This is a genomic window from Acidovorax sp. (genome assembly GCF_034519795.1).
Taxonomy (GTDB): domain Bacteria; phylum Pseudomonadota; class Gammaproteobacteria; order Burkholderiales; family Burkholderiaceae_C; genus Acidovorax.
Genome location: NZ_JAXHOB010000003.1, coordinates 202,767 through 226,764, shown reverse-complemented (window position 1 = coordinate 226,764; position 23,998 = coordinate 202,767). Strand labels below are relative to the sequence as shown.

The window sequence follows — 23,998 nt, the reverse complement described above, 5'->3', positions numbered from 1 at the left end:
CGAGCGCGGCAGGGGTGGCAGGCCCGGGGTCGGGGTGGCGGGGGTGCGGACAGTGGTGTCGGGCATGAGGGATCTCCTTAGAAATTCGAGGCAAGCCCGCACTGTAGGGATGTCCTTTCATCTTTAAAATCTGTCTTTTAGGTACCATTCATCTGGTTTTTACGAACCAAACAACCGCCACCCCAAGCCCCTGCAGACCGTCGGGACACGCACGCCATGAGCCAGAGCTTCAACTACCGCCACCTGTACTACTTCTGGGTGGTCGCCAAGGAGGGCGGCATCGCGCGCGCCGCCGAGCGGCTGGACATGGCTGTGCAGACCATCAGCGCGCAGGTGCGCCTGCTGGAGCAGGCCCTGGGCACCAGCCTGCTGCGCACCGAGGGGCGCAGCCTGGTGCTCACCGAAGCTGGCGTGGCCGCACTGCACGAGGCCGACCAGATCTTCGCGCTGGGCGAGCAGTTGACGCAGCGCGTGCGCGAGGCCGCCAGCGGCCAGACGCTGCGGCTGAACCTGGGCATCTCCGACGGCATCGCCAAGCTGGCCATGCACCGGCTGCTCACGCCCGTGCTCGACGAGCCGCACCTGCGCCTGCTGTGCCACGAGGGGGAGTTCCAGCCGCTGCTCGGCGAGCTCGCGCTGCACAAGCTCGACGCGGTGCTGGCCGACCGCGCAGCACCGCCGAACCCGGCCCTCAAGACCACCAGCCAGTTGCTGGGCACGAGTGCCGTGGCCTGGTATGCCCCGCCCGTGTGGGCCGAAGCGGCGGCCCGGCAGTTTCCACACAGCCTGGCCGTGGTGCCCGTGCTGCTGCCCACCGAGCATGCGGCCATGCGCGCGCGCATCGACCACTGGCTGGAGCGCGAGCGCATCCGCCCACGCATCGCCGGTGAATTCGAGGACAGTGCCCTCTTGAGCACCTTTGCCGCCACCGGCATGGGCGTGATGCCGGCACCGGTATCGGTGGGTGCGCACCTGCTCACGACCCACGGCCTGGTGCAGGTGGGCACGACGCCCGATGTGCAGGAGCAGTTCCACCTGATCTACAACGCGCGCAAGGTCATGCACCCGCTGCTCACGCGGCTGCTGGAAGCGGCGCAGGGCGGTGCGCTGCTTACTTCGTGAACCTTCCGTTGCGGCCCATCATGAGCAAATCGACAAATTTGCCCGAGCTGTGCTGCGTGGCCGACAGCTCCACGGGGTAGCCGCCCAGGTTCACGCTCTTCATCGACTCCATGGCCTGCACGAGCCCTGCGCGCGTGGGCTTGGCGCCGGCGCGCTGCAGTGCCTCGACCAGGAAGCGGGCGGAGATGAAGCCCTCCATCTGGCTGAAGGTGTACTCGGTGATGCCCTTGGCCTTGGCCAGGGTCTGGAACTCGCGCGAGATCGGCATGCTCTGGTTCCACGGCGAGGGCACGACCTGCGAGACCACCACGCCGCGTGCGCGCTCGCCGAGCGCCTTGACCAGTTGCGCATTGCTGATCACCGAGAGCATGTAGAACGTGGTGCGGTGGCCGGCCGTGAGGTAGGCATCGACAAAGTCCACGCTGGGCTTGCCGGCGCTGATGACGATGATGGCCTGGGGCGTGGCCTTGGCGACTGCAGCCACGGCGTCCGCCATCTTCGAGCCATCCACCTCCAGCGGGGCCTGGGCCACAAGTTCCACCTTGTGGTTCTTGGCCGATTTCTCGACCGAGGCCAGCCCGCCCGTGCCGAAGGGGTTGTTGAGGTACACCGCCGCGATGCGCGCGATGCCCACCGAGGCCAGTTGCCTGACCGTGGCATCGAGCTCGGCTGCATAGCCGGCCTTGATGTTGAACACGTATCGGCTGCCCGCCTGGCGCAGTCCGTCGGAGCCCGTGAACGGCGCGATGAAGGGCACGCCGCGCTCCTCGGCGATCGGCAGGGCGGCCAGCGCCGGGGGCGTGCCGGCGTACTGGAACAGCGCGAGCACCTTGTCCTCGTCGATCAGCTTCTTCGTGTTCTCGGCCGCCTTCTTGGGGTCGTAGGCATCGTCGATGGCGAGCACGCGGATCTTGCGCCCGCGCACGCCGCCCGAGGCGTTGACGTGGTCGAAATAGAGGCTGGCGCCCTGGCGCACCTCACTGGTCAGGGCCGCGAGCGGACCGCTCAGCTGGCACGACTGGCCGATGAGGATCTCGCTGTCGCTCACGCCTGCGCTGTCCTGGGCCCAGGCCGTGCCCGCAAGGCCTGCGGCCAACACCCCACCCGAGCGCAGAAACTCCCTGCGCGCCAACCCCGGCCGAACGCCTGTCTTCATGCTGTGTCTCCTGTCGTATTTATGGATCTTCACAACGCAACACCACTTCCGCAGCCTGGAGGGCAGGCGGAAGGGTGGAACAGGAAAACCGCAGCGTTACGCGGCGGTCCTGTGAACGCTCAATGGGCCTCGGCCGGGGCGTGCGCCGCCCCACCCATGCCCAGGTAGGTGTCGATGATGCGGCGGTCGTTGAGCAGGTCCTGCGCGGGACCCGAAAGCGCCACGGCACCCATTTCGAGCACATAGGCCCGGTCGGCCACACGCAGCGCGGCGCGCGCGTTCTGCTCCACGAGCAGCACCGACACGCCATGCGCCCGCAGCGAGGACACCACCTGCAGCACCTCGCGCACGATGAGCGGGGCCAGGCCGAGCGAGGGCTCGTCGAGCATCAACAGGCGCGGGCGGGCCATCAGCGCGCGGCCGATGGCCAGCATCTGCCGCTCGCCGCCCGAGAGCGTGGAGGCCAGTTGCGGGCGGCGCTCGCGCAGGCGCGGGAAGATCTCGAACACCTCGTCCATGCGCTGCGCCTGGTCGCGCTGGCCACGGCGCCAGCGCGAGAAGCCGCCCAGGAGCAGGTTGTCCTCCACCGACATCTCGCCGAAGAGCTCGCGCTTTTCGGGCACCAGGGCCACGCCGCGCGCCACCATGGCTTCCACGCTGGGGGGGGCGATGCGCTCACCGGCCAGGGTGATGGCGCCGGTGGCAGGCAAGAGGCCCATGGCCGCGCACAGCAAGGTGGTCTTGCCCGCGCCGTTGGGGCCGATGACGGTGACGATCTCGCCCTCGTTCACGTCGAGCCGGACCTGGTGGACGGCTTCCACCTGGCCATAGGAGACGCTCAGGTCCTGGAGTTGCAGCAAGGCGGTCATGCGGTGGCTCCTTCGGAGGCTGCGGGCAGGTCGTCATCGGCACCGCCCAGGTAGGCATCGAGCACGCGCTGGTTGCTCTGCACCTGTGCGGGCGTGCCCTCGGCAATCACGGTGCCGAACTCCAGCACGGTGATGCGGTCGGCCAGGTTCATCACGAACTCCATGTCGTGCTCCACCACCAGGATGCCCAAACCCTCGGCGCGCAACTGGCGCAGCAGATCGGCCAGGGCCTTCTTTTCCAGGTGGCGCAGGCCGGCGGCGGGTTCGTCGAGCAGCAGGATGGCCGGCTGGCCGGCCAGGGCGCGCGCGATTTCCACGATGCGCTGCTGCCCCAGGGCCAGCGAGGCAGCGGGCGCATCGGCATGGGCGCCCAGGCCGCAGCGCTCGATCTGGCGGCGCGCCTCGGCCAGCAGGGCCGCCTCTTCGGCGCGATCCAGCCGCAGCATCGAGGCCAGCCAGCCGCGCTGGGCACGCTGGTGCGCACCCAGGGCCACGTTCTCGACCACGCTGCGCTGGCCCAGCAGGCGCACATGCTGGAAGGTGCGCGCCATGCCCAGGCGGGCAAAGGCGCGCGAGGGGCGGCGCAGCATGGCCTGGTCCACCAGGCGCACCTCGCCCTCGGTGGCGTCGTCCACGCCCGAGATCATGTTGAAAAAGGTGCTCTTGCCGGCGCCGTTGGGGCCGATCAGTGCATGCACCTCACCGGCCTTGACGTCCATGGACACGTTGTTGTTGGCGACCAGCCCGCCAAAGCGCTTGGTCACGTTGCGCGCCTGCAGCAGCACCGTGCCAGCCGCTGGCAAGGTGCGCTGGCCCAGCTGCGCAGCCTCGCGCACCGCACGCGGCGCCTCGCGGCGCAGCCAGCGCTCGCCCAGGCGGTTGAGGGTGGGCCACAGGCCATCGGCAAAGCGCTGCAGCACGAAGACCATGAGCAGGCCGAAGACGATGACCTCGAAATTGCCGCTGGTGCCCAGCAGCGAGGGCAGCACGTCCTGCAGCTTTTCCTTGAGCAGGGTGATGAGCGTGGCGCCCAGCACCGCACCCCAGAGGTGGCCGGCGCCGCCGACCACGGCCATGAACAGATACTCGATGCCGATGTTGAGGTTGAACGGCGTGGGGCTCACGAAGCGCTGCAGATGCGCATACAGCCAGCCCGAAATGGCGGCCAGCAGCGCCGCCAGCACGAAGAGCTTGATGCGGTAGTGCGCCGTGTCCACGCCCATGGACTCGGCCATCACCCGGCCGCCCTTGAGCGCGCGGATGGCACGGCCCTCGCGCGAGTCGAGCAGGTTGTGCAGCAGCCACAGCGACACCAGCAGCACCGCCCAGATCAGCACGCCGATGGCGCGCGGCGAGGCCAGCGAAACACCGGCCACCATGAGCGGCGGGATGCCGGTGATGCCGGTCTGCCCGCCGAGGAATTCCATGTTGCCGAACAGGTAGTACAGCGACAGGCCCCAGGCGATGGTGCACAGCGGCAGGTAGTGGCCCGACAGCTTGAGCGTGACCGAACCCAGGCCCCAGGCCAGCGCGAACGTGATCAAAAGGCCGAGCACCAGGCCCACCCAGGGCAGACCGGCCATGCCGACCATGCCCGAGAGCGCCTGCACCGACGCGGGCGCCGTGCAGATCCAGGCCGTGGCATAGGCGCCGACGCCCACGAAGGCCGCCTGGCCGAACGAGGTCATGCCGCCAACACCGGTGAGCATGACCAGGCCGGCCGCGACGATGGCGTACAGGCCGATGTAGCTGAGCACGACCACGGTGAAGTCGGGCAGGAAGCCCCAGCACAGGGCCAGCAGCGCCACGGCCGCGAGCGTCAACTGGGTGCGCGTGACGATGCCGCGCGATGGGCCTGCAGTTGGTGCGCCGGCGGCCATCTCAGTCTTGACGGGCGTGCTCATTCTTCATCCTCCACATGGCGGCTGTTGAGCGAGCGCCACCACAGCACGGGCACGATCAGGGTGAACACGAGAACCTCCTTGTAGGCACTGGCCCAGAACGATGCAAAGGCCTCCAGCTGGCCCACGATCAGCGCGCCGAGCAGCGCCATGGGGTAGCTGCCCAGGCCGCCGACGATGGCCGCGACGAAGCCCTTGAGGCCGATGAGGAACCCCGTGTCGTAGTACACGGTGGTGAGCGGCGCGATCAGCAGGCCCGAGACTGCGCCGATCAGCGCGGCCAGGGCAAAGCTCACGTCGCCCGACAACTCGGTGGGGATGCCCATGAGGCGCGCCCCCACGCGGTTGAGGGCCGTGGCGCGCAGCGCCTTGCCCACCATGGAGCGGCCGAAGAACAGGAACAGCAGCATCACCAGCGCCAGCGTGACGCCCAGCACCACCAGCGACTGGCCCGAGACCGGGATGCCACCGAGGTCGAAGCGCGCCTCCGAGAAAGGCGGCGTGCGCGAGCCTTCGGCACCGAAGAACAGCAGGCCCAGGCCTACCAGCACGCCATGCAACGCCACGGAGACGATGAGCAGCATGAGCACCGTGGCATCGGCCAGCGGGCGATACGCCAGGCGGTACAGCAGCGGCCCCATGGGCGTGATCAGGATCAGCGTGGTGAGTGCCTGCATGCCCAGCGAGGTGGGGCGCAGCCCGAGGATCAGGCCGGCGGCCACCAGGGGCAGCACCAGGCACCATACGACGGTGGCGGGCCAGTTCACAGGGCTGCCGCGCTGAAAGCGCACCACCTCGACCACCAGCACCACGGCGGCCATGCCCAGCAGCAGCCAGAGCGTGGAAGGAATCCGCCCGCCCTGCATCATGGCCATGGTCAGCGCCCCGAAGGCCACGAACTCGCCCTGGGGGATGAAGATCACCCGGGTCACGGAAAAAACCAGCACCAGCGCCAGCGCCATCAGTCCATAGATGGCGCCGTTGACAATGCCGTCCTGCCCCAAGAGCAGGGCGATCTGCAAATCCATATTCGGCTTTCTGTCTATTGAAGGCAGGTAGGCCGCAGGGCTGCGCAGGCAGCAGGCATTTCATCAGCCCGCCGCCCTCGCATCTGCGCCATCAGACCTCGCTCTGCTCGGTCAGGGCTGGTACTTCCAGGTGCCGTTCTCGATCTTGACCATCACGCGGGCGCGCTGGTCCAGGCCCAGGTGGTCGTTCTCGGACATGCTGAAGATGCCGTGGGCACCGGGCACTTCCTTGATCTGCTCCAGCGCATCGCGCAGGGCGGCGCGGAACTCGACGGTACCGGGCTTGGCCTTCTTGAGCGCGACGGGCACGGCGGCGGCCATCAGCACGCCGGCATCCCAGCCGTGGGCACCGAAGGTGGAGACGCTGTCCTTGCCGTGGGCCGCCTCATACGCGGCCACGTAGGCGCTGGCCGACTTCTTCACCGGGTGCGAAGCAGGCAGCTGCGAGGCCACGAGCACCGGGCCGGAGGGCAGGAAGGTGCCTTCCACGTCCTTGCCGCCCACGCGCAGGAAGTCGGCATTGGCCACGCCGTGGGTCTGGTAGACCTTGCCGGCGAAGCCGCGCTCCTTGAGCGCCTTCTGCGGCAGCGCGGCCGGGGTGCCGGAGCCGGCGATGAGCACGGCATCGGGCTTGGCCGAGATCATCTTGAGGGTCTGGCCGGTCACCGAGGTGTCGGTGCGCGCATAGCGCTCGTTGGCCACGATCTGGATCTTCTTGATCGCTGCGGCCTTGCCGAACTCCTGGTACCAGCCTTCGCCGTAGGCATCGGCAAAGCCGATGAAGGCCACGGTCTTCACGCCGGCATTGGCCATGTGGTCGACGATGGCCAGCGACATCATGATGTCGTTCTGCGGGGTCTTGAAGACCCATTTCTTCTTGGCGTCCATGGGCTCGACGATGCGCGCCGAAGCGGCCATGGAGATCATGGGTGTCTGCGCCTCGGCGACCACGTCGATCATGGCCAGCGAGTTGGGCGTGGTGCTCGACCCGAGGATGATGTCGACCTTGCTTTCGCTGATCAGCTTGCGCGTGTTGCCCACGGCCGTGGTCGTGTCCGACGCGTCGTCGAGCACGATGTAGTTGACCTTCTGGCCGCCGATGGTGCGCGGCATCAGGGCGATGGTGTTCTTCTCGGGGATGCCCAGCGATGCGGCGGGGCCGGTGGCCGACACCGTGACACCGACGGTGATGTCGGCCAGGGCGGCGCCGCTGGCCATGGCGGCGGCAGCGGCCACCAGCGCGAGTTGTGCAAAACGGAATTTCATGCTTTTGTCTCCTGTGGATCGTTGTGAAGAAAGGAAGAAAGAGGTCAGCGCTGAGGGGCGCCCTGGCTCGGATCCGGCTCTTCGCGGCCGGTGTGTGGTGCACGGCAAGCGTGGCTTCGCATTGTCATGGACGGGGAGGCCTTTCGGCCAGTGGCGGGGGCATGCGCACCGCGGGAAAGCCCCCAAAGAACAGGTCGGCCACGATGGGTGCCATGGTCTCGTAGTCGAGTTCGCCATCGGGCTTGAGCCAGGTGAACATCCAGTTGATCATGCCGAACAGCAGCATGGTCAGCGCCTTGGTCAGGCCCGCGGCATCGGTGTCGGGGCGCATCTGCGCCAGCGCCTGGGCAAAAACGGCCACCACGGCGCGCTCCTTGCCGAGGATGCGTTCGCTGTCCTCGGGCTGCAGAAAGCGCACGTCCTCGGTCAGCACGCGGTGGGCATGCTGGGCCTCGGCGTATTCCTCGACGAAGCGGTGGATCAGCTCGCGCAGCCGCGCCTCGGGTTCGAGGTGCTTGTCCTGCACCTCTTGCACCAGCGCCTGCAGGCGCGAGACATGGCCGTCGGCAATGTGCACGAGCAGGTTGTACTTGTCGCGAAAGTAGTGGTACAGCGTGGGCTTGGACAGGCCACAGGCCTCGGCCACCTCGTTCATCGAGGTGGCGGGGTAGCCGCGGCGGGCAAACAGCTCGGCGGCATGGCGGAGGATCATTTCGCGCTGGTCGTCGTATCCGGGGGATCGTCCTCGGGCCATGGGCAGTGTTCCTTTGCATCCGGTAGTGAAGGGCCGCCATCTTGCCGCATGCGCAGGCACCGTGGCCACACGGTACCCGAATCCCTTGCGGGACCCGGCAGCGCGTGCAGCGGTGGATGCCGGCATCGCGTCCATCAACGTTCGTCGAACGACAGCACCACGCTGTCGGTCAGCGGTCGGCACTGGCAGGTGAGCACGAAGCCGGCCGCCACCTCGGCCTTGTCGAGCGCGAAGTTGCGCTCCATGCGCACCTCGCCCTGCACGCACTTGGCGCGGCAGGTGCCGCACACGCCCGAGGTGCACGAGAACGGCACTTCGAGCCCGGCGGCCGAGGCCGCATCGAGGATGCTGGCCTGCTCGCCCGAGAAGGAGAACTCGCGCCTGAGGCCGTCGCGCACGATGGCGATGCGCGCTGCCTTGGCGTCGCCCGGCAGCGCCTCGTGCACCACGGCACCGACCTGCCCTCCTGCGGGCAGCGCCACGCCGAAGCGCTCCACGTGGATGCGCTCGGCCGGCACGCCGCCGGCCAGCAGCGCGGCCTCGGCCTCGTCGTTCATCTGGAAGGGGCCGCAGATGAAGGCCTCGTCGATCTTCTGCGCGGGGATCAGGGCCTGGAGGAACTCGGCGAGCTTCTCGCGGTTCACGAAGCCCATGTTCAGCGGCGCGTCGGTCTGCTCGGCCGAGAACACATGGTGCAGCACCAGGCGCGTGAGGTAGCGGTTCTTGAGGTCTTCGATCTCCTCCTTGAACATGGTGGACTGCAGCGTGCGGTTGCCGTAGATCAGCGTGAAGCGGCTACCGGGCTCGCGCGCCAGCACCGTCTTCATGATGGACAGGATGGGCGTGATGCCGCTGCCGCCCGCGATGCCCAGGTAATTGCGCTGCGCCTGGGGCTGTATCGGTACGAAGAAGCGGCCCTGCGGCGCCATGACCTGCAGGGTGTCGCCCACCTGCAGTTGCGCGTTGATCCAGTTGGAGAACACGCCGCCGTTGACCTTGCGCACGCCCACGCGCAGCTCGGCGTCGTCGACACCGGCGCAGATGGAGTAGGAGCGGCGCAGGTCCTGGCCGCCGATGTCGGTGCGCAGCGTGAGGTACTGGCCCTGGGTGAAGCCGAACACCTCGCGCAGTTCGGGCGGCACGTCGAAGGAGACGATGACGGCCTCGGCCGTGTCGGGCTCGATGGCGCGCACGCGCAGGGGATGGAAGATGACGCTCATGTCGGTGTCTTGTGTGGGGGCGTGAAAAGGGTCTTCACAGCGGCTTGAAGTGCTCGAAGGGCTCGCGGCAAGCCATGCAGCGGTACAGCGCCTTGCAGGCCGTGGAGCCGAATGCGGACAGGCGCTCCGTCTGCGGGCTGCCGCAGCGCGGGCAGGCCAGGGCGGGCGCTGTCGCGTTGGCGCGCGGCATGAAGCGCAGCGGCACCTCGGTGCCCGGCGGCAGCGGGCCGGGCGGCGCGATGCCATAGGCGAGCAGGCGCGCACGCCCTTGCTCGGTGATCCAGTCGGTGGTCCAGGCCGGCGCGCGCTGCAGCGTGGCGTGGGCCGGGCCCAGGCCCGCCGCCTCGATGGCCGCGAGCACGTCGTGCTCGATCACCTCGGTGGCCGGGCAGCCGGAATAGGTGGGGGTGAGCACGATCTCCAGGCCCTCACCCGCCAGGCGCACATCGCGCACGATGCCCAGGTCGCACACGGAGACTGCGGGCACCTCGGGGTCCGGCACGCCGGCCAGCACCTCCCACGCCCGCGCGAGGCGTGCGTCGGTGGTGTCCGGGCGGGCAATGGCCTCGGCCATCATCACCACACGCCTCCGGGAAAGCTGCGCTGCAGGTACTGCATCTCGGTCAGGATGAAACCCATGTGCTCGCTGTGCACGCCCTGCTTGCCGGTGCTGCGGAACGCCGACTCCGGGGGCGTGGCCAGGCTGGCAGCGGCCAGGATCTGCGCCATCTCGTCCGTCCAGGTGTCCTTGAGGTCGGCCCAGCGCGGGCCCAGGCCCGTGGCGTGGGCGGCTTCGTCCACGGCGTCGGCAGCGAACAGCTCGGGCGTGTAGCGCCACAGGGCCTTCAAGGCCGCTTCGGTGCGGCGGCGCGATTCGGCCGTGCCGTCGCCCAGGCGCACCACCCAGTCGGCGGCATGCTGCTGGTGGTAGCGCGCCTCCTTGAGGGCCTTGCCCGCGATGGCAGCCAGCTCGGTGTCGCTGGAGCGGGCCAGCCGCTCCCACAGCAGCTTCATGAGGGTGGCGACCATGGCGTTGCGCACCATGGTGAAGGCAAAGTCGCCGCGCGGCAGCTCCACCAGGGTCGGGTTCACGTAGTCGCGCTCGTCGCGCAGAAAGGCCAGTTGGTCTTCGTCGTGGCCCCGGCCCTCGATCTGGCCGGCCCGCGTGAGCACGGCGCGGGCCTGGCCCACGAGGTCCAGCGCCATGTTGGACAGGGCGATGTCTTCTTCGAGCACGGGGCCGTGGCCGCACCATTCGGACAGGCGCTGGGCCAGGATGAGGCAGGTATCGCCGATGCGCAGCAGGTACTGCACGGCCGGGTCCTGGCTGGTGTGGATGCTGGTGGCTTGCATGGCGGGCGCGTTCACATGTGGTCCACGGACTCGGGCAGCACGTAGAAGGTGGGGTGGCGGTAGACCTTGTCCTGCGCGGGATCGAAGTACATGGACTTCTCGCCCGGGTCGCTGGCCACGATCTGGTCGGAACGCACGACCCAGACGCTGGTGCCTTCCTGCCGGCGGGTGTAGACGTCGCGCGCCAGTTGGATGGCCATGCGCGGGTCGGCCGCGTGCAGGCTGCCGCAGTGCTTGTGGTCCAGGCCTGCCTTGCTGCGCACGAAGACTTCCCACAGCGGCCATTCGGTGGCCACGGCGGGGTCGGCAACGGGGGTGGAGGGGGAGGAGGGGGTCGTCATGGGGTATCTCGAATTGGGAAGGCTCAGGCAGCGGCGCGGACCGGTGCGTGCTTGGCGGCATGGGCCAGGGCGGCTTCGCGCACCCAGGCACCGTCGTCCCAGGCCTTGACGCGGGCGCCCAGGCGCTCTTCGTTGCAGGGGCCGTCGCCGCCGATCACGCGCCAGAACTCGCTCCAGTCGATGGCGCCGTAGTCATGCGCCTGGCGCTCTTCATTCCACTTCAGGTCGGGATCGGGCAGGGTGACGCCGAGCAACTGGGCCTGCTCGACCGTGGCGTCGATGAACTTCTGGCGCAAGGTGTCGTTGGAGATGCGCTTGATGCCCCAGCGCATGGACTGGGCGGAGTTGGGCGACTGGTCGTCCGGCGGTCCGAACATCATGATGGAGGGCCACCACCAGCGGTTGACCGCGTCCTGCACCATGGCGCGCTGGGCGTCGGTACCCTGCTTCATCATGGTCAGCAGCGCGTCGTAGCCCTGGCGCTGGTGGAAGCTCTCCTCGCGGCAGATGCGCACCATGGCGCGCGCATACGGCGCATACGAGCAGCGGCAGATCGGCACCTGGTTCATGATGGCCGCGCCATCGACCAGCCAGCCGATGGTGCCCATGTCGGCCCAGGTCAGCGTGGGGTAGTTGAAGATGGAGCTGTACTTGGCGCGGCCGGTGTGCAGTGCGTCGATCATCTGGTCGCGCGAGGTGCCCAGGGTCTCGGCTGCGGCATACAGGTACAGGCCGTGGCCGCCCTCGTCCTGCACCTTGGCCAGCAGGATGGCCTTGCGCTTGAGCGTGGGCGCGCGCGATATCCAGTTGCCCTCGGGCAGCATGCCGACGATCTCCGAGTGCGCGTGCTGGCTGATCTGGCGCAGCAGCGTCTTGCGGTAATGGTCGGGCATCCAGTCCTTGGCCTCGATGAATTCACCGGCGTCGATGCGCGCATCGAACGCTTCCTGGCGCTGCATCTCTTCGGCGCTGCGCAGGGCCTTGGCGTCGCCGCCTTCCTTGCCCATGGTGTCCATGGCCTGGGTGTACATGGTGGTGTCCTTTTCGTGAGGGGAGGAAGACTCAGCGCGGGCGCTGGTCGATCACGCGGCGGGCCTTGCCCACCAGCGTGCGCTCGATGGAATCGGTGGCCAGCACCTCGACCTGGCAGGTGATGCCCACCAGGGTCTTGATGCGGTGCTGCACCCAGCCCGTGAGGTCGGGGCGCTCGCCCTCGGCCACGCCGGGCTGCAGCTCGCAGCGCACGGTCACCTGGTCGAGGTTGCCGTCGCGCGCCACGAGGATCTGGTACTGGCCCGAAAGCTTCTCGTTCTGCAGCACGATCTCTTCGATCTGCGTGGGGAACACGTTCACGCCGCGGATGATGAGCATGTCGTCCGAGCGGCCCACGATCTTGCCCATGCGCCGGAAGGCGCGCGAGGTGGGCGGCAAGAGGCGCGTGAGATCGCGCGTGCGGTAGCGGATCATGGGCAACGCCTCCTTGCTCAGCGAGGTGAACACGAGCTCGCCCTCCTGGCCGTCGGGCAGCACCTCGCCGGTTTCGGGGTCGATGATCTCGGGGTAGAAATGGTCTTCCCAGACCACCGGGCCGTCCTTGCTCTCGATGCACTCGCTGGCCACGCCCGGGCCCATCACTTCGGACAGGCCGTAGATGTCCACCGCGTCGATGCCGGCCTTGGTCTCGATCTCGCGGCGCATGGCCTCGGTCCAGGGCTCGGCGCCGAAGATGCCGATCTTCAGCGAGCTCTCGCGTGGGTCCAGACCCTGGCGCACGAACTCTTCGTTGATGACCTGCATGTACGAGGGCGTCACCATGATGATGCTGGGCGCGAAGTCGCGGATCAGCTGCACCTGCTTTTCGGTCTGCCCGCCCGACATGGGGATCACCGTGCAGCCAGCGCGCTCGGCGCCGTAGTGCGCGCCCAGCCCGCCCGTGAACAGGCCGTAGCCGTAGGCCACGTGGATCAGGTCGCCGGCCCGCCCGCCCGCGGCGCGGATCGAGCGCGCCACCAGGTCGGCCCAGGTGTCGATGTCCTTGCGCGTATAGCCCACCACCGTGGGCTTGCCCGTGGTGCCCGAGGAGGCATGGATGCGCGACACCTGCTCGCGCGGCACGGCGAACATGCCGAAGGGGTAGTTGTCGCGCAGGTCCTTCTTCACGGTGAAGGGGAACTTCGACAGGTCGGACAGCTGCTTCAGATCGGACGGATGCACGCCCTTGGCATCGAAGGAGCGCTTGTAGTGCGCCACGTTGTCGTAGGCGTGCTGCAGCGTCCAGCGCAGGCGCTGCAGCTGCAGCGCCTGGACTTCATCGCGGCTGGCGGTTTCGATGGGCTCCAGGTCGCCTGGGGCAGGTTGGCGCACGGCCATGGATGTCTCCTGTGGGTCTATCTAGGTATGAGGGGTCAGCGGCCGGCGGCATCCAGCGGCACTGTGGGCTTGCCCTTCATGCAGTACGAGCGGCCGCGGAACACGGCAATCGCCTCGCCGCGCTGGTTGTGCACGTTCACGTCGTACACGCCGGTGCGGCCCGCCAGCGACACCTCGCGGGCCTCGGCCGTGAGGCGGTCGCCCTCGCGCGCAGGTGCCAGGAAGTCGATGGACAGGCCCGAAGCCACGGTCATCTCGTTACGCGCATTGCACGAAAAGGCGAACGCCGAGTCGGCCAGCGTGGTGATGAAGCCGCCGTGGCAGATGTCGAAGCCGTTGAGCATGTCGGCACGCACCGTCATCTCGAGCGTGGCCTGCCCCGGGCCGATGGCCGTGATGGCGATGCCCAGGCCCCGCGTGGCGCGGTCGTTGGCCAGCATGCCGATGCGCACATGCTCGGCGATGGCCTGGGGGTCGAGCGTGGAAGTGGTGGAATCCATGGGGTACTCAGCGGTCTTTGAACACGGGGGCGCGCTTGCCGATGAAGGCCTCGACGCCCTCGCGGTAGTCGGCGGATGCACCCAGCGTGCGCTGCAGTGCAGCCTCGTGCGCCAGGGCCTGGCCGAAGTCCATCTGCGCCGCAGCGTCCATCGCGTTGCGCGTGGCCACCAGCGCCTTGACGGGCATGGCGGCCAGGCGCTGGGCCAGGGCCTGCGCTTCGTCCTGCAGGGCCGCGTCGTCCACGCAGCGCCAGATCAGGCCCAGGCGCTCGGCCTCGGGTGCCGGCAGCTTGTCGCCCAGCAGCGCCAGGCCCAGGGCCTGGGCGCGGCCCACCAGGCGCGGCAGCAGCCAGGTGCCGCCGGTGTCGGGCACCAGACCGATCTTGGCGAAGGCCTGGATGAAGCTGGCCGAGCGCGCGGCCAGCACCAGGTCGCAGCCCAGCGCCAGGTTCGCGCCGGCACCGGCAGCCACGCCGTTGACGGCAGCGATCACCGGGATGGGCATGCTGCGGATGCGCTGGCACAGCGGGCCGTAGAGCTTGTCGATCACCTCGCCCAGGTCCTTGGGGGGCGCACCGGGTGTGAGGTCCGGTGCCACGGCCGGGTCGGCCAGGTCCTGCCCCGCGCAGAAGGCGCGGCCCGTGCCTGTGAGCACCACGCAGCGCACCTCGGCGTTGGCAGCGGCGGCCTCCAGCGCGGCCAGCAACTGCGCATGCAGTTCGGCCGTGAAGCTGTTGAGCGCGGCAGGCCGATTGAGCGCCAGCGTTTGCACGGCGCCCGACTGCGTCACGAGGACCAGGGGTTCAGACATGGATGCTCCTGCCAAGGTGGGGGAAAACTCGTTTTGATCGATTGCAAACATTATTGACCGACCGTTCGGTAGAGAATAAACTTTCCACAACCCTGATGCAAGTCAAACCCCTCAGGGCAAACCCTAAACGGAGACAAATACATGCCCCTGTTCGATACCCACCGCGCCCTGCTGGATGGAGCCCTCGGTGCCCTGGCTACGCGCGGCCACTGGACGCCCTTTCCCGAATCGCCCTCGCCCAAGGTCTACGGCGAGACCGGCCAGGCCGATGGCCAAGCGGCCGTGAATGCCCTGCTGGGCAAGGACTTTGCGCTGCAGCAACCCGGCGAGCGGGGCCGGCTGGCCACGGAGCGATCGCCCTATGGCGTGGCGCTGGACGTGCGCTACCCCGATTGCGACGTGCACGCGCTGGTGGCTGCAGCCCAGGCGGCCGAACCGGCCTGGCAGGCGCTGGGTGCACAGGGCCGCGTGGGCGTGCTGCTGGAGGCGCTCACACGCATCCACCGCCGCAGCCACGAGATCGCGCATGCCGTGATGCTGACCACCGGCCAGGGCCCGATGATGGCCTTCCAGGCCGGCGGCCCGCATGCACAGGACCGGGCGCTCGAAGCCATCGCCTATGCCTGGAAGGCCATGGCCGACGTGCCCGGCGAAGCGCTGTGGGACAAGCCCCAGGGCAAGAACCCCTCGCTGGTGATGCAAAAGCACTACGAGATCGTGGGCCGCGGCGTGGCCCTGGTGATCGGCTGCGCCACCTTTCCGACCTGGAACACCTACCCCGGCCTGTTCGCGGCGCTGGCCACGGGCAACCCGGTCATCGTCAAGCCCCACCCCAACGCCGTGCTGCCGGCCGCGATCTCGGTGAACATCCTGCGCGAGGTGCTGGCCGAGCAGGGGCTGGACCCGAACACCGTGACGCTGGCCCTGAGCCCCCGCGCCGAAGACACGCAGGCCCTGGCCACGCACAGCGCGGTGGCCAGCATCGACTTCACGGGCAGCAACCAGTTCGGCCACTGGCTGATCGACAACGCCCGCCAGGCGCGCGTGTATGCCGAGATGGCCGGAGTGAACACCGTCATCATCGAATCCACCGACCAGTACGCGGCCCTGCTGCGCAACCTGGCGTTCACGCTGTCGCTGTACAGCGGTCAGATGTGCACGACCACGCAGAACCTCCTGGTGCCGCGCGGCGGCATTGCCACCGACGAAGGGCACAAGAGCTTCGAGCAGGTGGGCGAGGACCTGGCCGCTGCCGTGACCGAGCTGGCCTCGAACCCGCGCGTGGCCACCTCGGTGCTGGGCGCCGTGGGTTCGCCCGAGACCGTGGCGCGCATGCAGAAGGCGAGCGGCCAGGGCCGACTGGTGCTGGCCTCGCGCGCCCTGCCCCACCCCGAGTTCGCGAATGCGCAGATCCACACGCCGGTGATCGTGGCGCTGGAGCAGGCCGACAGCGCCATCTATGGTGAGGAATGCTTCGGCCCCGTGTCCTACCTGGTGGCCACCGGTTCGGGCGCGGCCAGCCTGCAGGTGGCCGAGGCCACGCTGCGCACGCACGGCGCACTGACCCTGGGCGTGTACTCCACGGACCGCAGCTACATCGATGCTGCCGTGGCCCTGGGCCGGCGCACGCGCGTGGCCCTGTCCATCAACCTCACGCAGGGGGTGTTCGTGAACCAGTCCGCGTCGTTCTCGGACTACCACGCCACGGGCGGCAACCCGGCGGCCAACGCCACCTACACCAGCCTGGCCTTCGTGGCCGACCGCTTCGTGATCGTGCAGCGGCGCGAGCATGTGGCCGCGCCGGCTGCCGCGACCACCACGTAAGCACCGTCAGCGTTGCGGCATGTCCTTGATTGAATAGCCCAGGCTGACCGTCGCGTCCTCCGGGATGGCCGGCATGGTGGCGTTCCACACCTCCCATGCCGCGCGCATCGCGGCCAGGCGCCCGGGGTCCACCTGAGCGCGGTTGGCGCGCTCGCGCTCGTCGTCGGCCAGGTTGAAGAGGTAGTCGTTGCCGTCCACGCGCAGGTACTTCCACTCGCCTTCGCGCATGGCGCGCTGGCCGCGGTGGTTCATGCGCCAGAACAGCGGGCGCTCGCACTCCCAGTCGGCGTCGCGCAGCAGCGGCATGAGCGAGGTGCCGTCGAGTGGGTACTGCGCATCGGCGGCCACGCCGGCCGCGTCGAGCATCGTCGCGGACCAGTCCATGGTCATGCAGCTGTGCACGCTCTCGCCGCCCGGGGCGATCACGGCAGGCCAGTGGGCGATCCACGGCACGCGGATGCCGCCCTCGGTCAGGTCCATCTTGCCGCCCACCAGGGGCCAGTTGTCCGAGAAGCGCTCGCCGCCGTTGTCGCTGGTGAAGACCACCAGCGTGTCGCGGTCGATGCCGTGGCGGGCCAGCGATTCCATGATGCGGCCGATGCCCTCGTCCATGTGGTGGATCATGCGGCGGTAGGTCTCGATGTTGCCGCCGTGCAGGTGGAACAGGTTCTGGCGCACCTCCTCGGCCAGCGCGGCATCGTCGCGTGTTTCCCAGGGCCAGTGCGGCGCCGTGTAGTGCAGGCTCAGGAAGAACGGCGTGCCCGCCTGGGCTCCGGGCGCCATGCGCTCCACGAAGTCGAGCGCATGCTCGGTGATCAGGTCGGTGAGGTAGCCGTCCTGCTGCGCCTCCTCCTCCCCCAGGTACAGGTCGTGCTGCCCGGCAGAGCTGCAGTGCGTGAAGTAATCCACCCCGCCCGACATGGGCCCGAAGAACTCCTCGTAGCCCGACTGCAGCGGCCCGAAGGCCGGCGGGTAGCCGAGGTGCCACTTGCCCATGAGCGCCGTGCGGTAGCCGCCCGCGCGCAGCAGCGAGGGCAGCGTGGGGTGCGAGGGCGGCAGCCCCAGCGTGGTGCTGCCCCGGCTCTTGCTGTTGATGGGCTCCTCGGCCGCGCCGCGCAGACGGTACTGGTAGCGCCCGGTCATCAGCGCAAAGCGCGTGGGCGAGCACACGGGGGAGTTGGAATAGCCCTGCGTGAGCTTGAGGCCCTGCGCGGCCAGGCCGTCGAGCACGGGCGAGACCGGGCCAAACGCGGCTTCGCGCCCACCGTAGCAACCCAGGTCGGCATAGCCCAGGTCGTCGGCGACGATGAAGAGGATGTTGGGACGTTGCTGCTGCATGGCCATCAGGGCTTGAAGCCGGAGCGTTGCACCACGGGCGCCCACTGCGCGCGGTAGGCCTTGAGCATGGCCTCGGTCTGCGCCATGCTGCTGGCCACGGGCTCCATCTTGGCGGCTTCGAACTTGCGGCGCGTGTCGGGGTCCTTCATTACCTCGTGGATCAGACCGGCCAGGCGCTCGGCCTGGGCCTTGGGCATGCTCATCGGCGCGAAGAAGGTGTTCCAGCCCGTGGCGGCCAGGTCCAGGCCGCCTTCCTTGAAGGTCGGGATCTTGGCATCGAGCGGGCTGCGCTTGGCGCTGGAGACGGCCAGGATGCGGACCTTGCCGGCCTCGTGCTGCGGCAGCAGGGTGTCGAAGGTGTCGAAGGCCACGGGCACCTGGCCGCCGATCAGGTCGTTGAGCAAGGGGGCCGAGCCGCGGTAGCCGATGACTTCGGCGCTGACCTTGGCGGCATCGCCCACCATGAGGCCGAAGAAGTGTGGCAGGCTGCCGGTGGCCGGCACGCCGAAGTTGGCTTTGTCGGGGTTGGCGCGCAGCCAAGCGATCAGGTGGGGCAGTTCGCGCACGGGCACGGCGCTGGAGACGGCCACGCCGAACTCGTAGCTGTTGACATGGCTCACGGGGCGGAAGTCGCGCTCGGCGTCATAACCCGCGTCGGGGAAGACCAGCGGCGCCACCAGCATCACCGCCGGGTTGGCCAGCAGCAGCGCGGGCTGGTTGGCCGGCGCGCTCTTCACGGCCTGGGCCGAGAGGCGGCCGCCGGCACCGGTGCGGTTCTCCACGATCACCGGCGAGCCGAGCTTGGCCTGCAGCTTGTCGGCCACGATGCGGGCCACGCGGTCGCTGGAGCCGCCCGGGGCATAGCCGACGATGATGCGCAGCGGCGCCTCCTGGGCCTGGGCCAGGGTGGCGGACAGCGCCAGTACGGCGGTGAACACGGAGGCAAGGGGTTTCCACATGGCGATGCTCCAATAGAAGATAGGAGCACTGTAGAAGGCCCACAATCGATTGATCTAAACAACCGATGCCCGGACATACCCTGATGCCCGAACCCGCCACCCCGCCCCGGCTGGCCGACCCCGAGGCGGCCCAGCACCTGCTGATGTACCGCCTGAACCGCCTGCTGGCCGTGGCCGGCAGCCTGGTGGTGCGCCTGTGCGAGGGCGGCTATGGCATCACGCGGCGCGAGTGGGGCCTGTTGATGTGGCTGGCCGAGCACCCGGGCATGCCCCCGGCCGAGCTGGCCCTGCGCCTGGGGCTGGACCGTGCGCGCACCTCGCGCGCCATCACCTCGCTGCTGGCCAAGAAACTCATCACGCGCGACGCCATGCCGGGCGACCGGCGCCAGGCCGTGCTCTCGCTCACCCCGGCGGGCCAGGCGGTGCACGACGCGCTGTTCCCGCAGATCAAGGCGCTCAACCAGGGCCTGCTGGCCGGGCTGGATGCGGGCGCGGTCGAGGCGCTCGATGCCACGCTGGCCCACATGCAGCGCCAGGCCGAGGCCCTGGTGGCCACCCGCACCGACGTGCCGCGCACCTATCGGCTGCGCGGCGGGCGCAGTCCCGAATAGCGGCGGCCCCACTGGCGGGTCGCCCGCCCGGCATTTTATTGGCCGCCGTACAGGAAAAACGGGCTTTGGCGTACCGGAACGCCGCCAGTACCGCTATCCTGTGGCGACGGGGCGCATGGCGCTCCTCGCCTTTCCTGAACAGATACCTCCCTCCCACGCGCCATCCATGTCCTCATCCACCTCGCTCTGGAGTCCGCTGCGCCAACCTGCATTCCGGGGTCTGTGGATCTGCGGGGGGGTGTTCTTCGTGGGCAGCGGCATGCAGACCATGGCGGCCGCCTGGCTGATGGTGGAGCTGTCGGGCTCGTCCTTCCTGGCCGCGCTGGTGCAGACGGCCGTGTTCATGCCCATGTTCCTGCTGGCCCTGCCGGCCGGTGTGCTGGCCGACACCACGGACCGGCGCCGGCTGATCTCCGGGGCCCTGATTGCGCAGATCGCCGCCTGCAGCCTGCTGGCCCTGCTGGTGCTGGCGGGCAAGGGCGGGCCGGCCTCGGTGCTGTTCCTGGTGTTCGTCTGCGGCTGTTGCACGGCGGTGCTCACCCCGGCCTGGAACTCCTCGGTCATCGACCCCGTGCCGCGCGACGAATGGCCGCAGGCCATCACCGCAGTGAGCATCGCCTACAACGCGGCGCGCGCCGTGGGCCCCACCCTTGCCGGCCTGGTGTTCGCCCAGTTGGGCGCGGGCTGGGTGTTCGCCGTGGCGGCGCTCACCACGGTGGTGATGTGGGAGTCCATCCGCCGCTGGCCGCCGCGCCCGCACGCCCCGACACGGCTGCCGGCCGAGCGCCTGTGGGGCGGCACCCTGAGCGGCCTGCGCTTTGCCTGGCATTCGCGCATGATCCTGGCCCAGCTGGTGCGCGTGATGGCCTTCAGCGCCGCCGGTTCGGCCCTGTGGGCCCTTTTGCCCGTGATCGCCCAGCGCCAGCTGGGCGCAGGTGCCCAGGGCTTCGGCCTGCTCATGGGCTGCCTGGGCACGGGCGCCGTGGCCGTGGGCCTGGTCATCGGCAAGCTGCGGGCGCGTTTCGGGCTGGAGGCCATCGTCAATGCCGCCTGCGTGGTGTTCGCGGCGGCCATGCTGGTGGCCGCGTTCTCGCACACCGCCATCGTGGTCTACCTGGCGATGATGCTCGGTGGCGCGGCCTGGATGTCGGCCATGTCCACCTTCAACACCGCCACCCAGGCCAGCGCCCCGCCCTGGGTGCGCTCGCGCGCGGTGGCCATGCACATGGTGGCGGCCCTGGGCGCCTTCGCCATGGGCTCGGCCTTCTGGGGCGCATCCTCGGACATCGTGGGCCTGGCACCCACCCTGGTTGCCGCAGCCGCCGTCATGGGGGTCGGCCTGTTGCTGGCGCGCCCCATGCCGCTGCGCATGGGCGCCCTGCACGAGGTGACCCAGGCCACGCCCTGGGACGAGCTGTTCATCGAGGCCGAGCCCCTGCCCGAGGCCGGACCGGTGGCCGTGGAGGTGAGCTACCGCATCGCCGAGGGCTCGGACACGGCCTTCCTGGACACCATCAGCCGCATGAAGGCCCCGCGCCGGCGCGACGGTGCCACCTTCTGGCGTGTCTACAAGGACCTGGGCGACCCTTCGCGCTATGTGGAGCGCTTCATCGTCGAATCCTGGGCCGACTACCTGCACCAGCGCGCCCGCGCCACCATGGCCGACCAGACGCTGGAGACCGAGGTGCGCACCTTTCTGGCACCCGGCGAAGTGGTCCGCATGTCGCACTACATTGCCGAACGCTGACCCGGCAAGCGGGCCCGACAGGAGAGGTGCAAGACCCCATTTTTCAACCTTACCAGCGAGACAGCTTGCAATGGACCTCTACGACGCCTTGCCGAAAGAGTCTTTGAACACGGTCGGACTCCACGAAGACCTGGAGCAATTCAAGCAGGTCGGCCGCATCGTCAACGGGCTTCTGACGGCCCACTGTGGCCTGGGACCGGAGAGTTCGGTTCTGGACATCGGCTGCGGCATCGGCAGGATCGCGATTGCCCTGACCGACACCCTGTCCAGCCAGGGGGCGTACCGCGGATTCGACATCACTCCCGATGCCATCGCGTGGTGCGCACGGGAGATCAGCCCGAGGCACCCCCAGTTCCAGTTCGTGCTGTCGGATGTGTTCAACAGCTCCTACAACCCCGGCGGTCGGCTGAAGCCGCAGGACTATGTGTTCCCGTATGGCGAAGGCGTGTTCGACATTGCCATCGCAACCTCGGTGTTCACCCATCTGCCCTATGGGGAAATGCGCAACTACGTCCAGGAGATGCACCGCGTCCTCAGGCCCGGTGGCAAGGCGCTCGCCACCTTCTTCCTGCTGGATGGAGCCGCGCGCCAGCACATAGCGCAGGCGCAGTCGACGCTGAACTTCGTCCATGCGCTCGATCGGTGCGTGGTCATCGATGCGGACGTGCCGGAGAAAGCCGTCGCGTTCGACCTCGGGGAAATCCAGTCGATCCTGGCGCAGCAGGGCTTTCGCACGGACTGGATGAAGATGGGTGGCTGGTCTGGCCGGGCGGTCGAGGGGCCCGACTACTACCAGGACCTGTTGATCCTGACGAAAGAGTAAGAACCGGCGCCCCCGGGCCCTGCGCGCCGCGCCCTGCGACAATCGGGGCATGAGCTTCGCCCCCCTTTCCAACGACACCTTCCTGCGCGCCTGCCGCCGCCAGGCCACCGACTACACGCCCCTGTGGCTGATGCGCCAGGCCGGCCGCTACCTGCCCGAGTACAAGGCCACGCGCGCCAAGGCCGGCAGCTTCATGGGCCTGGCCACCAACGTGGACTATGCGACCGAGGTGACGCTGCAGCCTTTGGAGCGCTTCCCGCTCGACGCGGCCATCCTGTTCAGCGACATCCTCACGGTGCCCGACGCCATGGGCCTGGGTCTGTCGTTCGCCGAAGGCGAGGGCCCCCGCTTTGCCAGGCAGGTGCGCGACGAGGCCGCCGTGGCCGAGCTGGCCGTGCCCGACATGGACAAGCTGCGCTATGTGTTCGACGCCGTCACCAGCATCCGCAAGGCACTGAACGGCCGCGTGCCACTGATCGGTTTTTCGGGCAGCCCCTGGACCCTGGCCTGCTACATGGTCGAAGGCAAGGGCAGCGACGACTACCGCATGGTGAAAAGCCTGATGTACGCCCGCCCCGACCTGATGCACCGCATCCTGGCCACCAATGCCGACGCCGTGGCCGCCTACCTGAACGCCCAGATCGACGCGGGCGCCCAGGCGGTGATGGTCTTCGACAGCTGGGGCGGCGTACTGGCCGACGGCGCCTTTCAGGAATTCAGCCTGGCCTATACGGCACGCGTACTGGCGCAACTCAAGCGCACCGGCGTGGACGATACCGACGTGCCCCGCCTGGTCTTCACCAAAGGCGGCGCCCTGTGGCTGGAGGACATGAAGCCCCTGGATTGCGAGGTGCTGGGCCTGGACTGGACCGCGAACCTGGCGCGCGCGCGTACCCTGGTGGGCGGTGCCGTGGGCGGCCCGGGCAAGGCCTTGCAGGGCAACATCGACCCCAACGTGCTGTTTGCCCCGCCCGAGCAGATCGCCATCCAGGCGCGCCGGGTGCTGGACAGCTTCGGCACGCCGCACAGCGACCGCAGCACCACCGGGCCCACGCACATCTTCAACCTGGGCCATGGCATCAGCCAGTTCACCCCGCCCGAGCATGTGGCGGCGCTGGTGGAGACCGTGCACCAATACTCCCGCAGTCAACGCACCGGCGGCTGAACCCCGGCTCTGGGCGCCGGGGGGAACCCAGTTGTGCACACAAGCGGTGCATCTTGAAGATAGACCCATCGGGCCGTCCATGCGACGGCCTTTTTTTTCGTGCGCGTGCAAGTCCCTGATTTGTATGGAGGTTCACCGATTGCTCTTTTGCCGGGCAATCTACCCAAAGCACGGTTTCTCAGGGGCTGCCAGACCGCATACCGGGGATATCAACAAAGTTATCCACAGAAATTCTGGATTTCATGAAAAAACCGTGACAGATCAATCACTTGCGGAACAAATCACAGAAATCGGTGGATGCGGCCCACGCCGGCGGCAAGGTCGCGCAGGTCGGCGCCCCTCTTGACGGGCCACGAAAATTGTACTTATGCACATGACATTTGATGCGGTGCAGCAAAGATCGCTGGCGTAGCCCTAGCACAAGAAAGCCCCACAAAAATCTTCAGGTGATTGATTCATATGGATTTTTTGCCCCTGCCACTTTGACAGGCATTCTGTTGGACCCCAGCATCCATGCGGCTTGCGGCGCACCAGAGACAGGATGTCAACAAAGTTATCCACAAAATCCTGGGATGACTTGGCAGCACCTGGCGGAATCGGCGGCCCGGATGATCCTGCCCGTCCCGACACGCACACCGGGGTGCGCGGACCTAAAAATCCCACAGGTACTTCGCAGGCCTTCTGATCTGGGTGAAAAAAGGCCCCAAAAATGCTGCCCGAAGGCGAGGAATAGCCTGGGTTGTGCACACCGGCAGCGCCTCCTTGAAAAATTCAATCGTGCGCCTCCCACGGAGGCACTTATTTTTCGCCGCCTCGCAAGTGCTTGATTTGTATGGGCAT

Annotated in this window: 22 protein-coding genes; 6 read left to right on the top strand and 16 right to left on the bottom strand. The window is 68.3% G+C overall.

Going from position 1 to position 23,998, the window contains the following annotated elements:
* Positions 1-216 precede the first annotated feature (216 nt).
* Entirely contained in the window at positions 217-1,122 is a 906-nt protein-coding gene (locus U5N23_RS02990; protein ID WP_322591368.1) for a LysR family transcriptional regulator, read from the top strand.
* Here U5N23_RS02990 and U5N23_RS02985 read toward each other — a convergent pair.
* The 14 genes from U5N23_RS02985 to U5N23_RS02920 form a co-directional block, all read right to left on the bottom strand.
* Positions 1,112-2,278, bottom strand: a complete 1,167-nt coding sequence (locus U5N23_RS02985; protein WP_322591367.1) for an ABC transporter substrate-binding protein — start codon at positions 2,276-2,278, stop codon at positions 1,112-1,114. The genes U5N23_RS02990 and U5N23_RS02985 overlap by 11 nt on opposite strands.
* 119 nt (positions 2,279-2,397) lie before the next feature.
* Positions 2,398-3,147 (bottom strand): ABC transporter ATP-binding protein, encoded by a 750-nt coding sequence (locus U5N23_RS02980; protein WP_322591366.1) that lies wholly within the window; start codon positions 3,145-3,147, stop codon positions 2,398-2,400.
* Positions 3,144-5,051 (bottom strand): branched-chain amino acid ABC transporter ATP-binding protein/permease, encoded by a 1,908-nt coding sequence (locus tag U5N23_RS02975; RefSeq protein ID WP_322591365.1) that lies wholly within the window; start codon positions 5,049-5,051, stop codon positions 3,144-3,146. The genes U5N23_RS02980 and U5N23_RS02975 overlap by 4 nt, the downstream gene beginning before the upstream one ends.
* A complete protein-coding gene (locus tag U5N23_RS02970) occupies positions 5,048-6,076 on the bottom strand; it encodes a branched-chain amino acid ABC transporter permease (RefSeq protein WP_322591364.1) in 1,029 nt (342 codons plus the stop codon). The genes U5N23_RS02975 and U5N23_RS02970 overlap by 4 nt, the downstream gene beginning before the upstream one ends.
* A gap of 111 nt (positions 6,077-6,187) precedes the next feature.
* Positions 6,188-7,342, bottom strand: coding sequence for an ABC transporter substrate-binding protein (locus U5N23_RS02965; RefSeq protein WP_322591363.1), 1,155 nt, complete (start codon positions 7,340-7,342; stop codon positions 6,188-6,190).
* A gap of 124 nt (positions 7,343-7,466) precedes the next feature.
* Positions 7,467-8,096: a TetR/AcrR family transcriptional regulator gene (locus tag U5N23_RS02960; RefSeq protein WP_322591362.1), complete on the bottom strand. Its 630-nt coding sequence runs from the start codon at positions 8,094-8,096 to the stop codon at positions 7,467-7,469.
* 134 nt (positions 8,097-8,230) lie between these two features.
* Complete coding sequence (gene paaE, locus U5N23_RS02955) at positions 8,231-9,316, bottom strand: 1,2-phenylacetyl-CoA epoxidase subunit PaaE (protein ID WP_322591361.1); 1,086 nt, start codon at positions 9,314-9,316, stop codon at positions 8,231-8,233.
* 34 nt (positions 9,317-9,350) lie between these two features.
* On the bottom strand, positions 9,351-9,893 hold the full coding sequence (paaD, locus tag U5N23_RS02950; RefSeq protein WP_322591501.1) for a 1,2-phenylacetyl-CoA epoxidase subunit PaaD: 543 nt from the start codon (positions 9,891-9,893) through the stop codon (positions 9,351-9,353).
* Positions 9,893-10,669: a 1,2-phenylacetyl-CoA epoxidase subunit PaaC gene (gene paaC, locus U5N23_RS02945; protein ID WP_322591360.1), complete on the bottom strand. Its 777-nt coding sequence runs from the start codon at positions 10,667-10,669 to the stop codon at positions 9,893-9,895. The genes paaD and paaC overlap by 1 nt, the downstream gene beginning before the upstream one ends.
* An 11-nt stretch (positions 10,670-10,680) precedes the next feature.
* On the bottom strand, positions 10,681-11,010 hold the full coding sequence (gene paaB / locus U5N23_RS02940) for a 1,2-phenylacetyl-CoA epoxidase subunit PaaB (RefSeq protein WP_322591359.1): 330 nt from the start codon (positions 11,008-11,010) through the stop codon (positions 10,681-10,683).
* 23 nt (positions 11,011-11,033) lie between these two features.
* Entirely contained in the window at positions 11,034-12,041 is a 1,008-nt protein-coding gene (paaA, locus tag U5N23_RS02935) for a 1,2-phenylacetyl-CoA epoxidase subunit PaaA (RefSeq protein WP_322591358.1), read from the bottom strand.
* Between the two features lie 31 nt (positions 12,042-12,072).
* Positions 12,073-13,380: a phenylacetate--CoA ligase PaaK gene (gene paaK / locus U5N23_RS02930; RefSeq protein ID WP_322591357.1), complete on the bottom strand. Its 1,308-nt coding sequence runs from the start codon at positions 13,378-13,380 to the stop codon at positions 12,073-12,075.
* A gap of 35 nt (positions 13,381-13,415) precedes the next feature.
* On the bottom strand, positions 13,416-13,880 hold the full coding sequence (paaI, locus tag U5N23_RS02925; protein ID WP_322591356.1) for a hydroxyphenylacetyl-CoA thioesterase PaaI: 465 nt from the start codon (positions 13,878-13,880) through the stop codon (positions 13,416-13,418).
* 7 nt (positions 13,881-13,887) lie between these two features.
* Positions 13,888-14,691: an enoyl-CoA hydratase-related protein gene (locus U5N23_RS02920; protein ID WP_322591355.1), complete on the bottom strand. Its 804-nt coding sequence runs from the start codon at positions 14,689-14,691 to the stop codon at positions 13,888-13,890.
* Between the two features lie 141 nt (positions 14,692-14,832).
* On the opposite strand from U5N23_RS02920, the gene paaN reads away from it, so the two are divergent.
* Positions 14,833-16,515 (top strand): phenylacetic acid degradation protein PaaN, encoded by a 1,683-nt coding sequence (gene paaN / locus U5N23_RS02915; RefSeq protein WP_322591354.1) that lies wholly within the window; start codon positions 14,833-14,835, stop codon positions 16,513-16,515.
* A 6-nt stretch (positions 16,516-16,521) separates the two neighbouring features.
* Here paaN and U5N23_RS02910 read toward each other — a convergent pair whose 3' ends face one another.
* Positions 16,522-17,853, bottom strand: coding sequence for a sulfatase (locus U5N23_RS02910; RefSeq protein WP_322591353.1), 1,332 nt, complete (start codon positions 17,851-17,853; stop codon positions 16,522-16,524).
* Positions 17,854-17,858: 5 nt separating this feature from the next.
* Positions 17,859-18,812, bottom strand: a complete 954-nt coding sequence (locus U5N23_RS02905) for a tripartite tricarboxylate transporter substrate-binding protein (protein ID WP_322591352.1) — start codon at positions 18,810-18,812, stop codon at positions 17,859-17,861.
* Between the two features lie 83 nt (positions 18,813-18,895).
* Here U5N23_RS02905 and U5N23_RS02900 point away from each other — a divergent pair, with 83 nt between their 5' ends.
* The 4 genes from U5N23_RS02900 (at position 18,896) to hemE (ending at position 23,158) form a co-directional block, all read left to right on the top strand.
* Complete coding sequence (locus tag U5N23_RS02900; protein WP_322591351.1) at positions 18,896-19,423, top strand: MarR family transcriptional regulator; 528 nt, start codon at positions 18,896-18,898, stop codon at positions 19,421-19,423.
* A gap of 166 nt (positions 19,424-19,589) precedes the next feature.
* A complete protein-coding gene (locus U5N23_RS02895; RefSeq protein ID WP_322591350.1) occupies positions 19,590-21,170 on the top strand; it encodes an MFS transporter in 1,581 nt (526 codons plus the stop codon).
* A gap of 70 nt (positions 21,171-21,240) precedes the next feature.
* Positions 21,241-21,993, top strand: coding sequence for a class I SAM-dependent methyltransferase (locus U5N23_RS02890; RefSeq protein WP_322591349.1), 753 nt, complete (start codon positions 21,241-21,243; stop codon positions 21,991-21,993).
* 49 nt (positions 21,994-22,042) lie between these two features.
* On the top strand, positions 22,043-23,158 hold the full coding sequence (hemE, locus tag U5N23_RS02885) for a uroporphyrinogen decarboxylase (RefSeq protein ID WP_322591348.1): 1,116 nt from the start codon (positions 22,043-22,045) through the stop codon (positions 23,156-23,158).
* Positions 23,159-23,998 lie beyond the last annotated feature (840 nt).